Here is a 12741-nt window from a genome sequence, read left to right on the forward strand (position 1 = left end):
ATGCCAAATACTTTGCTTTACCAAAGTAAAGTTACATAACGCGGAACATTATAGTACAAATGTTTTAATAAAAAAACCCGATACAAGTTCGGGTTTATAAATGTTAGAATTTATTATTTTTATGGGATTATTGTTTAACAAACGCAGGTATAATGATTTCAGAAATTTGTGTCATTATTTCATCTTCTCTATCATGACCAGAAATTACAATTGTTAAATCAAGTTCTTCTATCACTATTATGTGTTGTCCACCACCTCCCCAAGCAAATGCGGTGTCATAACTTTTAGAACCTACCTTTACGAGTGTTTGATACCAAAAATAACCATAACGATAGTCTTTGGCATCCAATCTTGAGTAGGTTTCACAATGCCACTGGTGGCTTTGGGAAGATATTCTTCAGAAATAAGCTGCTCGCCGTTTAATTTACCGGTATTGAGAACCAAATTACCCAATTTAAGCATGTCGCGAGACATGATACTTACACGCCACCCTGCCTCTGGCAAACCACTAATATGATTTGACCATTTATATTCTGTGATGCCAGGTTTGTCAAGTAACTCCCTTTTAATAAAGTTCTCAGCCGTTCCTGGTACAACGGCATCAATGACCATCATTACCAACATTGGATTGAAATTACCATACAAATAAGTCTGAGACTCTGCCGTTGTAGGTCCGCTTTGTTCAAGAAGCGTCTGAACCAGCCCTTGGCCTTTTAATCGAACTGAATCTTTCTCAATTTCTTTCCATGTATCTCTATCTACATTCAACCCTCCGTGCATGGTCAATACCTTTTGAAGTGTGATTTTTTCGGTACCTTTAGCAATTTTTTTAGGATCAACATCTTTTAGAAAACTAATCAAAGGTTTGTTTAGATCTTCCATAGATAAGTAACCCATTTGAATTGCTCTACCCAAAACCAAACTGGTATACGCTTTTACTGCTGATGCTTGTCCATGAGGCAAGTTGATACGCCCTTTTTTATAATAGGATTCAAAAACTAGTTTGTTTTTGTGTGAAATGAGCAACGCATCATAGCTCCCATGTTCACCATCAAAAATCTCTTGAGACAATTTAAGGATTGCGTTTAGGTCATTGCTTCACCGCTAATGTATCAACTGATATTCCGTCTTTTCTATCTTCAGGCGTTGTAGTGACAAATGCATTAAAAAAACTAACTCGAATTCAATGTAATGATGTAGATTAAAAGTTTATGTTTTTATAAATGTTCATTTACTCAATAATTTTTACATCTATCGATGTTCTAGCTTGCCAACCTGTTTCATCCGTTACGGAATATGCACAGTGATAATCCCCAGTATCTATATCATTAGGGATTGTTACAGGGATATTAATTTCATAGCTCGTCAGTTCATTTTCTATGGAATAATTTTCGATAAAAATGAATGGATTTATGGCTTGTTTTACATCTTCTAAATCACATTCTGTTGTTTGATCATCATGTGTATGATGATCAAAATTATGGTGAATATCTATGCTATAAGAAGCTAATACTTTATTATCGGTAACCTTAGCTCTAAAATTATACGTTTCTCCTCTGGTTAGTTGTGTACAGCCTTGTGGAAACCCTTCATTGTAATTGACGCTTATGGTCGGCTTTTCTTCATCCTTATCGATACTATCATCATTTGAGCATGAAGCTATCACGATCATAAATGATAAGTAATAGAAGTATTTTGGTGTAAATTTCATTTTATAGGGAATAAAATCGCATAGTACATAATCATACTATGCGATATGATTATTTTTTATTATTCAGTAACATCTATATGTGTTTCATATTCTTTAGTGTTTCCGTTTTCATCTTTAATAGTAAAGATAATATGATACTCTCCTGTAGGCGCCGTAATAGGGACATCTATATGCTCATGGAATTCTACTAGGGTCTGTTCATGGTAGCCGTCTTCAAACACTTGCTCATTGTCCCACTCCACTTCCCCAGTTCCAGGAGTAATTCCATGTGCATGGATATCAACAGTAATATTATGAACTCCATTAATAGCATTTATCATAAATTCCGTATGAAAATCATCTCCTCGTACAACAGTAGCATCAATTGAAATATTGCTAAGAGTAATGGGATCCAAAATCTGAATATGCCCTTCAACTTCTGTGCTATTTCCGAGTTCATCGGTTACGGTTAACTCAATATGGTACTCACCTGCGGGTATATTGGCAGGAACATCTATATGTTCATGGAATGTAGGGTTAATGGCTAGATATTTACTATCAGTAAATATTTGTTCAAAATTCCAGTCCACTTCTCCATCACCTAGAGTTAAATCATGCGCATGAATGGAGAGAGAAATACTACTTACGGTTGCTCCTGCATTAATTTCTGCTTCTAAATGAATATCCGAACCCTTGTAAGCAAAGTGGTCTGTAGAATGTGTATTCCCTTCTCCATATTCAAAGTTAGAAATTATGGGTGCGCCAAGTATAGGGCTATCATCATCGCTATTACAAGAGTGTAAAAAGAGTCCTAGAAAAGCTACTATTGCTAAAAATTTAAAATTTGATTTCATAATTTTTGTTTTCATTTGTTTTAATTATTTATTAAAGGGATTGTTAAAGAGATTGATAAATTTCTGCCAGCTTCAGGAACATCTATTAGTCTGTAGAAACTGGTATGATTGTAATATTTGGTATTGAATACATTGTTTAGTTTTACACGTATTTCAATGGGTTGATTATTTTTGAAAATTGCCATTTTCGTTAAAAAAGACATATTGAGTATTTGATAGCCTTCTGTTTTTTCTTCTGGAGGTACAATTTCATTTTGTGCTGCGGTTATCCTGAAATCAGCAATTAATTTGGGCTTAGCTAAAAAGAGGAAGTCCTTAAATTGATAATTGGCCGAGAATAGTCCTGACAACGGTGGTGAAAAAGGCAGTGTAAAATTCTTTTTAGCTCCGCTAGTCTGTTTAGAATAGACATATTCAGCAGATGCATCTAGCTGTAGATTTTTGAATAGAGTCGTACTTGCTCTTACTTCGCCTCCAAATCTAAAAATCTTAGCTTGTGTGTATTCATAAATTTGTAAGGTTTCATAGTAATTTGAAGTCGGATTCAAATAAATATAGTTTTCAAAAAAATTAACAAAAGGACTAATACCCACTGAGAATTGTTTTGTTGTATGATCTATATCAATATCCAATTGATACGATTCCTCGGGGTCTAAATCAAGATTTCCTTTTTCAAAGCGGTACATGTGATAATTTACCCCATCTGAAGCCAATTCGTTGGCTAATGGCATTCTAAAACTTTTACCTATATTTAGTTTATAGGTAGTATTTTTTTGAATGTAACTAAGGCCTGCCGAAGCGCTGATATTTCCAAAATCCAAGGTTTTATTTTGGGCTCTTTGTAAATAAATATAAGACTTGGAGCCATCATTATTATTTGTAGTGGATAGAAACCAATCGTAATACGATTTGGTATCTACTAATCCGTAGTCATAACGTATCCCAGCCAAAAAATGTAGATTAGGATGGATCTCGAATTGGTCATACGCAAATACCCCAATAGTAAAACGATTATATTCTGGAATCAAAAAACCCCAACCTCCAATGTTATTATCTTGATATTCCACATTTATTCCTGCAACAACATCGTGGTGTTTATTTGGCTTAAAGGCATCTCTCATATTTAGGGAGTACGTATTCTTATTAAACTCTCGCTCTTTGCTGTTCGGTGGTTTTGGCATGTAGCCATGAGGTACAGGCTCAGAATGTTCTTTCCTATGATTTTTTTGATAACCTAGATCAAAATAAAATGTATGTTTGCCCATAATTACGGACGTATTATTCATAATTTTAAAATGATTCACCTTATGAAAAGGAAGGTCAATATCCTTATTAGAACGATCGTAATCGATACTAGAAGTTCTGACTTCCAGGCCGTGAGCATTGGCGAAAAAACCATTTTTTGCATTTACAGTACTAAAAAAAGTTTCCGACTTTATATAATCAGAAACGTAGCCTACGCTAAAGCTTGCATTAGCTTCTTTTCCTGCGGTGTTCCTTAAATTATTATCCTGCAATTCAAAAATGTAATTCTCATAATTAATTTTATCTGTGGGTACTTTGTAATCCCCGTAGTCTCTATACGTTAAACGTCCGCGGTAAAACCATTTTTCTTTTCTTGCCTCAATACTTGTAGAAATACCTAATAAATTATTATTGCTTTCACCCAGAATATTTACTTCCCCATTAAAGGAATTTTGTAATGGTATTTTATTAGGTTGAATATCTACAACACCTGCAATGGCATCAGAACCATAAACCAAAGATGCCGGTCCTTTTATAATCTGTATATTTTCAATACCATATTGGTCTATTTCTAGTCCATGGTCATTGCCCCATTGTTGTGCTTCGTGTTTTATGCCATTTTGAATAACGGCAACTCTATTAAAGCCCAAGCCCCTAATAACGGGCTTCGATTGTCCCGAACCAATATTGATTGTGCTTACTCCAGGAATTTTACTGAGGGTCTGCATAAGGCTGTTTTCTCTATTTTTATCAAGAAACTCTTTAGAAACCGTATGAGAAACTATAGGTGTTTCCTTTACTTTTCTATACTTAGATTTACCGTGTACTTCAACTTCTTCAAGTACTGTGGAAGATTCATTTAAGTAAACCTGTACTATTTCTATTTCTGATTCCACAATAACTGTAACTGTTTTGGGCGCATAACTTATATGAGAAATGGTAAAGGAGTAAGTGCCTTCATCTACATTTTTTATTGTAAAAGCACCTGCTACTGATGAAATTGAAAATAGACCTTCGCCAACAATATTGGCTCCCTCTATAGGTTGTAAGGTGTTGGCATTCCTCACAAATCCTTTTATCTGAAAAGAATTCTGCGCAAACGCAATCGAGCATAGGCTAAAACATAGCCATACACTCAGTATTTTATAAGACATAATTGAGAAACTATTAAGATTTGAACAATTGTCCCCAAAAAGGACCATGACAAAACCTATACATTAATTTATATGAGATTGAAATTGAACTACCTTTATATATTAACTTTAAAGCTAACAGGTGGTTAAATCAAGTCGCTTATGAACAGACTATAATATTTGTTTTTAATTCATGTAAATGACTGTATGTGTGTCAAGTAGATGCCTTAGTTACCTAAATACTAACTGGTTCGAGCTTTTAAATAAAATGTATAGGGAAAACTTATAGTAAAAAAGGAGGGGGTCGAGAAAAGAGTTGATAAGAAGCAATAGTACTTGAGATAATAAAATTGTAGTTTTTAGTTATCTCTCTTTGAAGAATTAGTTCCGTATTTTTAATTGTAAAACTCCCTAAATCAGGAGTAAGTGCTGGCGTTAAGTTATGCGCAATAGCATGATCACAAACAACACAATGTAGCGCATGATCTTTGTCTTCTGTATGTAAAAAGACATGAAGCCCTGTCATTTTCATTGAGAGAAAAAGGACAAGGAATAGATATATAATACTATTTTTTATGCGACTAACTTTCATTAAAATGATAACTCCAAAAAATGCGACTCTTGTACATTAGTTGGGTTTTGCAAATGTATATATTTATTTATATTATTGCAATACTTTCGCAATAACTTATTGCAAATAAATCGCATTAATGACAAAAAGGAGAAATACACCTACTAAAGAAGCTGTTCTAGATGTTTTAAAAAAGGAAGGAAAGGCAATGAGTCAGGATTCGATTGAACAGAAGATTTCTATTGATATAAATAGAGCTACAATTTATCGAGTTTTAAATCGCTTTTGTGATGATGGAGTTTTACATAAGATTATTGCCGAAGATGGGAAACAATATTTTGCCTTATACACAAGGACAAATAAAATGAAGTTAGTGGAGAATCATTTACATTTTATGTGTATTAAGTGCGAAACATTAGAATGTCTTCCTGCTGAAGTTAATTTTTCAATCCCTGATGCTTACCTAGTTGAAAATGTGAACTGTGTTTTATCGGGAACATGTAAAGAATGCTCTTAATAACAAATTGGCCTCTTTTAATTTAGTATTCTTGATATTAGCTTTGTAAGTGTCTCTACAGTTCTTCTCTTCATAATCAATTCGTTCTAAAAAATAGAACACCATACGGCCTAAAAAAATATACAGCTTTAATTTTTGTTCTTACTCGATAATCGATATTTAAATGCTCCGAGGCTTGCCTCGAAATTTTCAATATTGTTTTCTTCCGAATGCCTCGTGGGTCTTGTCCCGAGGTAGTTTACTTTAAGTACTGCTGGTAAACTACCTCGGGGCAAGCCTAACAGTAATTAAAAGAAACTATACTTCAAACATCCGGGTATTAAACCTGCTATAGATAACTTTAAAGCAGAGCCGTGCGTAAAGAAAATGTGCTCAAAATAAAAACCTTTTTAGCTACGGAATCAGCTGTCGTGGAAGTTACATTGCTTTAAAAATTTCGTCTATAATTTTAACTCTTAAGAAAGGGTATTACCAGACTTCTATAATATGTACGCTCATTCACCTATTGTTTTAACCCAAGTTTTCTTAGGCCGTTTTTAAAAGCCTTATCTAAAAAAATAATCATCTTATTCTTTTAATTCTAGTCATAGTATCCTACATCTAAACCTTAATAAAAGAAATTATTTAGATTTATTCTAAATAATTTTTATCAACTAAAAAAACCTCTTATTTTTGCGCAAAAAATAAACTATTTATAATTAATCTAAATTAAAATAATATGAAAAAGCAATACTATTTGCTATTAATTTTTCTGACAACAATTTCAATGTATTCACAAGAATATATACTTGAAGGGCAGGTAAATAACGGGCAAAATGAACCTTTAATTGGAGTGAACATAACCAATAACCAAAATAGTTATGGCACACAAACAGATACTGAAGGTAATTTTACATTAACATTAAATAAAGTTGGTAATTATGAACTTACCTTGTCGCATCTAGGGTATAAAACAAAAAATGTTTTGGTATCAGTTTCAGCAACTAATGAGTATATATCTGTGACTATGAATCCAGATAATTTTTCACTAAATGAGGTAGTTATAACATCAAGAAGTAATGATAAAATAGATGAAATACCTTCATCAGTAACTGTTTTAAACAGAAAAGAAGTTGCAATATTATCCCAAAATGCTAATACGCTAGCAGATGTTATTGATAAAATACCAGGGATATCATTATCAACCGGAACTAATAGGTCTAGAGGGCAAAACATGAGAGGTAGAAATATGTTAATTTTAATTGATGGGATTCCTCAGAGTACTCCTTTGTTTAAAACCAATAAGGAAATTAATACAATTGATCCTTCCGTAATTGAGAAGATTGAAGTTGTTAGAGGTGCTACCGCTATTTATGGAAATGGCGCAGAAGGTGGAGTAGTTAACTTTATTACTAAAAATATTAATCCTAATAAGTCTTTTGAAAGTACAACTAGATTTGGGTCTACAGGGTCTTTAGTAAATACGAAGCATACCATGGGAACATTAATAAGCCAAGGATTTAGTGGTACCAAAAACAAATTGGGGTACGTAATTAATGGGTCTTATGAAAGTACCGGAATTATGAGAGGACCAAAAAATGAAATTCAATCCCCAGATAACGGCGTTGGAGAGACGCAGCGATATAATTTTTTTGGAAAATTAAAATATGATATAAACGAAAATAATAGTGTTGGTTTTGTCTATAATTATTTTAGTAGTAATCAAAGTACAAATTTAAAAAGAGTCAATGGTGTTTATGGAGAATCTCCGGTAACAGGTGCTTTTTCTGAACCAAATAGTGTAGAGGAAGATCAGGGTACTAGATTTAATCATAACTTTCAATTTACTTTTTTATCAAAGAATATTTTTAAAAATACAGACCTTTCATTAAATCTTTATTCAAATAAATTTGAAACTGTTTATGCATGGTACGCGTGGTGGGGAAATAACACAAAAGGAGGTACTATTTCTGGAGGGCAATCTAGGATTCAATCTTCAAAAAAAGGAGCTCGATTAAACTTGAACTCATCGTATAGATTTTCGGATAAAATTTCAGGTAATTTGGTTTACGGAATTGATTTTATGGGGGATGAAACAAAGCAAACTACGCTTGATGGAAGAACCATTTTAACACCAATGAATATGGTAAACTTTGCACCGTTTATTCAAAACAAAACAACTTTTAACGACTTTGTTATTAAAGTAGGTCTGAGATACGAAAAAATAAATATTGGTATTGATGATTATACCACTTTAAAGTATAATGATGGAAATGTAAATAATGGAGGTATAAAAATAAATGGTAATGATTTAAAATATAATGCCATTACATTTAATTCAGGGTTGAGATACAATAAAATAAAAGTATTTAAACCATTTGTTAGTTTTTCACAAAGTTTTTCAGTTGCAGAAATTGGAAGAGAAGTTAGAGTCGCTAAAGATCCTGATTTACTACTAAAATTTGCTCCAGAGGCCATCATTGTAAATAACTATGAAATTGGAGCATCTAGCGAATTAGGAGCTAATACTACTTTACAAGCTACTTACTTTATTAGTACGTCAGAACTAGGGTCAAGTTGGACAGCTAGTGAAGAATCTGCACACCTTGAGGTAACTAGAGCCGCGGAGAGAATACATGGATATGAAATTCAATTTAATACTCGTTTTGCTGAAAAATTTAATTTTGGAATATCTCACCAAGGAATTGAAGGTAAGGCAGATGCTAATGATGATGGGGATACCACTGATAAAGAGGATGTTTATTTAAATAGCAGAAGAATTAACCCTTCAATAACAAGAACTTATTTAGGATATGATTTGAATTCTAAATTAAATATAAAAATTTCAACGGTTTTAACAGGAAGCAGAGATCGTTTTGAGCCAAATGCCGAAGGAAAATATGGCTATGGCTATGCTCCTGTTAAAAGTTTTAATTATTCTAATTTATATGCCTCTTATGATGTTGATGAAAAAATAAAGTTTCAATTAGGGATTACTAATTTATTTAATCAAGACTTTTATACGACAAGATCACAATGGGCAGGCTATGCTAGTTCTTATGAAAAAGCTAATGGAGCTAGATTTAATTTATCAGTGCTTATTAAATTGTAATACTAGATTATAGAACCCATTAAATTATGCAAAGCCCTGATGATTTATATCATTTGGGGCTTTGTTTTTTAATTTTAAAAAGACTTAAAAGATGAGAAACATATTTAGAATAATCCATTTATGGGTAGGTCTTTTTACAGGCCTTATCATCTTTGTAATTTGTATTACGGGATCTATTTATGCTTTTCAAAAAGAAATTAAGCTATTAATATACCCTTATTATTCTGTAGAAAATTCCACTCTTGAAAAAATGCCATTAGCAGATTTATTAAAATTGTATGAATCTAGCTCAGAAAACAAGGTATTATATGTTTATGATTTTACAGAATCGCGTAGAACAACCATATTAAGAACGTCAAAGAATGGCAACTTATACGACAGCTTTGTAGACCCCTATACGGGGGAGTTGTTAAAAGAAAAAGAACAGTCGAAAGACTTTTTTACAGTAGTTCTAAAAATTCATAGAAACTTATTATTAAAGAAAGAAATTGGAAGAAAAATTATTGGATATTCAGTGATACTTTTTATTATATCTTTAATTACAGGTATCATTTTATGGTTTCCAAAAAGCAAAAAAATATTTAAATCTAAAAATGGTAGAAAGTCAAAATTTACAATTAAAAAAACCTCTAACATTAAAAGAATATTATATGATTTACACAGTGTTTTAGGGTTTTATAGTTCTTTTATTCTTATAATAATTGCTATTACCGGTTTAGGTTGGACCTTTTCTTGGGTAGACGAATCGCTATATAGAATGGTGACTTTTGAAAAAAAAGAGAAAAAAAACCCAATTATTATAGATAACGCAACCTTGTCCTATGAGGCATTAGATGTTGCAAAGAAAAAAATGGATTATAACCAGAAAAATAGGCGCTTATTTCTTTATATTCTACCTAAAACAACAACTCTTCCTTTAAAAGTAACAGCATATCCAAATGACGATTCTTATAGAAGTTCAGACCATTTTTATATACACCCCGCAACTGGGAATATTATAAATACAGAGTTAGATATAAATAAGAAAAGAGGCGCAAAATTTAGGTCTTTATATTATGATATTCACACAGGAAGTATATTAAGTATTTGGGGAAAAATACTTGTTTTTTTTACAGGTTTAATAGGAGCCTCGTTACCAATAACAGGGTTTGTATTATGGGTAAATACTCGATAATCGAGATTTAAATGCTCCGAGGCTTGCCTCGAAATTTTCAAGATTTTTTTCCTACGAATGCCTCGTGGAGATTGCCCCGAGGTAGTTTCCTTAAAACAAAGAATCAGCTACGATTAATGGCTTTTTTACTCTTATTTTATTTCTTACTCGGTGTAAGTTTATATACACATTACCTCTTTGTTCCTATTGTAGTTTTTTATAGAAAAAGAATACCTTTTAATATTTACTTTTTTATGCCGTATAACTTAAGGTTATTTTTATAAATTTAATTCTAAATCGTCATCTCCTTCTGGTAGCTCAAGAGCCTTTACAGATTGAATAGCGTTACCAGCGATACCTTTTATAGAACCGTACATATCAATGGTATTGGTTACCACCTTTTCAATCTGCTTTTCTCTTTGTTTCCAAATTCTTTGCATGGAACGTTTTTCGCTATCTAAATCCGATTTCATTTGTGTAAACCCTTCTACAATGGCTTCTATTTGCATTCTAAACGTACTACTCGTTAGGTAATCGTAAAGCAAGTCCATTTTATCTCCTTTATTTTCTTGCGTAATAATGGCATTATTTACTTGTAAAATGCTCTCTCTTAAAACAGCACAAAGACCTTTAAATTCTTCATAATTGCAAATCCAAATTCCATCTTTTAATCCCATTCTGTCCATATCAGATGGCATTACTTCGGTAACCAAAACCCCTATATTGGCACCTCTATCTCTTATATCTGCTTTAAATTTTTCAATCCAAGTGGGTTGAAAATCTTTAGTTCTCTTACTTTCATAATATATAGTACCACAATTTTGTTCCGTTCTAGAATGTACAATCTGTATGCAATCTCCTCCTCTAGCTCCTTTTTTTATTTCTTCAATGGTATCTAATGGAAATTTAGATGCTAACCACTCCTCTATTGCTAGTTCTTGCACTTCTCCTTGTAACTGCATAGAACCTTGCTCTTGCTTACGTTTCATCTCTTCAGTAAGCTTTTTTTGGTCTTCTAGCTGCTTTTGCATTTCTTTAAAACGCAATTCGTTTTTGTCTTCTTCCGATTTTTTAATCTTTTCCTTTTCTGCTAAAAGAATTTCATTTAGTTTTTTTTGAGATTCCGCTTCCGCAATTTCTTTTAACTCGGACTTCTCTCGCTTTAATTTTTCAATTTCAGCTTTGGTTCTATTTAACTCTTTTATTTGTTCCGATTTTTCATTTAATTCTTTTTGCAAAGCATCAAATTGTTCCGACTGTTCTTCTTTTAATTTTAGCTTAAGTTTAGACTCAATATCTTTCTTATCCGCTTTAAGCTGATTTTCTAAGCGTTCTTGAAAGAGTTCATTCTCTCTCTTTTTCTTTTGTTCAAAATTAAGCTTCTCTTGTTTTAGCTTCTCTTGCTCGCTCTCGTATTTCTTCTTTTCATCTGCAATCTGAGCCTGGTATTTTTGTTTTATTTCTTCTTCTAATTGATGCGATAAAATATCTTGTACATCTATAGATGTGCCACAATTAGGACATTTTATTTGAGTATCGTTATTCATTGGTTATTTAATTTGTATCCGTTCTATTTTCTAAGTATTACTAGGACTTTGAAACATTCGAAATCTGCTTTAAATTCATTGTAGGTAGAAAATTGTTCTTTAAGAATCCTGTACCCAGTATAAATCTACACAAAGTTACATAAGGTAGAACGTTATAGTACCATTTTTTGCCAATTTGCGAATAGCAATTTTATTAAACGCAATGAATCCTTAGAAAAAATTTACAATATATATAGAATTGCTTTTTTTTCTAATTTGGAGGATTAGCTCGCCATATTAGATTCTATTAGGCCGTTGGTTTATACCCGTTTTTATGAGATAAAGGATAGTTTTTTATAAAGGATAAATTTGTCTTCTATGGAATTATGCTTTAAATTTGTAGCATAATATAGATACTATGTTTTCAAAATCTTGTGAATATGGACTTAGAGCAATAATTTATATTGCCCAACAAAGCGCGCAGGATATTAAAGTGAGTTTGGTTACCATATCCGATGCTATACATTCGCCACAAGCCTTTACTGCTAAAGTATTACAACAACTTACACGTAATACTATTGTAAAATCTATTAAAGGCCCTTACGGCGGTTTTGTTATAGAAAATGATAAAATGGAAACAATTAGATTGAGCGATGTGGTAAAAGTATTAGATGGCGATACTATTTATACGGGTTGTGGCTTGGGATTATCGGAATGTAACGAAGATTCCCCTTGTCCCCTACACTTTAAGTTTGTAGAAATTAGAAGCCAGCTTAGAAATATGTTAGAAACCACCACTTTAAAAATGTTGGTAGAAGATATGGATACAGCTAATTTTTTCTTAAAACGATAAAATTTTTTACACTTATAAAGGATAAGAAGACCCTTTTATAAACTATGATAGAAATACGAAGTAAACTACCTCTAGGAGCAAGCCCCGAGGTATTCGTAGGAAAACAAC

At 32.3% G+C, this 12741-nt stretch carries 11 protein-coding genes; 4 read left to right on the forward strand and 7 right to left on the reverse strand.

The annotated features are described in order from the left end of the window. Positions 1 to 127 precede the first annotated feature (127 nt). From QZZ51_RS13860 to QZZ51_RS13885, 6 genes are all read right to left on the reverse strand, one after another. A complete protein-coding gene (locus QZZ51_RS13860; protein WP_291870680.1) occupies positions 128 to 349 on the reverse strand; it encodes a hypothetical protein in 222 nt (73 codons plus the stop codon). Then, positions 298 to 1071 (reverse strand): serine hydrolase, encoded by a 774-nt coding sequence (locus tag QZZ51_RS13865; protein ID WP_291870682.1) that lies wholly within the window; start codon positions 1069 to 1071, stop codon positions 298 to 300. Before QZZ51_RS13865 ends, QZZ51_RS13860 begins: the two co-directional genes overlap by 52 nt. A gap of 160 nt (positions 1072 to 1231) precedes the next feature. Then, positions 1232 to 1711, reverse strand: a complete 480-nt coding sequence (locus tag QZZ51_RS13870) for a DUF4625 domain-containing protein (RefSeq protein WP_291870684.1) — start codon at positions 1709 to 1711, stop codon at positions 1232 to 1234. 59 nt (positions 1712 to 1770) lie between these two features. Continuing rightward, positions 1771 to 2544: a DUF4625 domain-containing protein gene (locus QZZ51_RS13875; RefSeq protein ID WP_291870686.1), complete on the reverse strand. Its 774-nt coding sequence runs from the start codon at positions 2542 to 2544 to the stop codon at positions 1771 to 1773. 20 nt (positions 2545 to 2564) lie between these two features. Beyond that, the gene (locus tag QZZ51_RS13880; protein ID WP_291870688.1) at positions 2565 to 4943 is read right to left on the reverse strand and encodes a TonB-dependent receptor; all 2379 of its coding nucleotides are present in this window, start codon (positions 4941 to 4943) and stop codon (positions 2565 to 2567) included. A 262-nt stretch (positions 4944 to 5205) separates the two neighbouring features. Next, positions 5206 to 5448 (reverse strand): hypothetical protein, encoded by a 243-nt coding sequence (locus QZZ51_RS13885; RefSeq protein ID WP_291870690.1) that lies wholly within the window; start codon positions 5446 to 5448, stop codon positions 5206 to 5208. 184 nt (positions 5449 to 5632) lie between these two features. On the opposite strand from QZZ51_RS13885, the gene QZZ51_RS13890 reads away from it, so the two are divergent. From QZZ51_RS13890 to QZZ51_RS13900, 3 genes are all read left to right on the forward strand, one after another. Beyond that, on the forward strand, positions 5633 to 6010 hold the full coding sequence (locus tag QZZ51_RS13890; protein WP_291870692.1) for a transcriptional repressor: 378 nt from the start codon (positions 5633 to 5635) through the stop codon (positions 6008 to 6010). Positions 6011 to 6728: 718 nt separating this feature from the next. Then, positions 6729 to 9101, forward strand: coding sequence for a TonB-dependent receptor (locus tag QZZ51_RS13895; RefSeq protein ID WP_291870694.1), 2373 nt, complete (start codon positions 6729 to 6731; stop codon positions 9099 to 9101). 91 nt (positions 9102 to 9192) lie between these two features. Continuing rightward, positions 9193 to 10275, forward strand: a complete 1083-nt coding sequence (locus tag QZZ51_RS13900; RefSeq protein WP_291870696.1) for a PepSY-associated TM helix domain-containing protein — start codon at positions 9193 to 9195, stop codon at positions 10273 to 10275. A 257-nt stretch (positions 10276 to 10532) separates the two neighbouring features. Here QZZ51_RS13900 and QZZ51_RS13905 read toward each other — a convergent pair whose 3' ends face one another. Then, entirely contained in the window at positions 10533 to 11801 is a 1269-nt protein-coding gene (locus QZZ51_RS13905) for a DUF2130 domain-containing protein (protein ID WP_291870698.1), read from the reverse strand. A gap of 397 nt (positions 11802 to 12198) precedes the next feature. Between QZZ51_RS13905 and QZZ51_RS13910 the strand changes: the two genes are divergently transcribed. Next, positions 12199 to 12633 carry an Rrf2 family transcriptional regulator gene (locus QZZ51_RS13910; protein ID WP_291870700.1) on the forward strand — a complete coding sequence of 145 codons (435 nt, stop codon included), beginning with the start codon at positions 12199 to 12201 and terminating at the stop codon, positions 12631 to 12633. The last annotated feature ends 108 nt before the right edge of the window (positions 12634 to 12741 follow it).

The sequence above is a fragment of the Maribacter sp. genome (assembly GCF_016744255.1).
In the GTDB taxonomy this organism is placed as follows: domain Bacteria; phylum Bacteroidota; class Bacteroidia; order Flavobacteriales; family Flavobacteriaceae; genus Maribacter_B.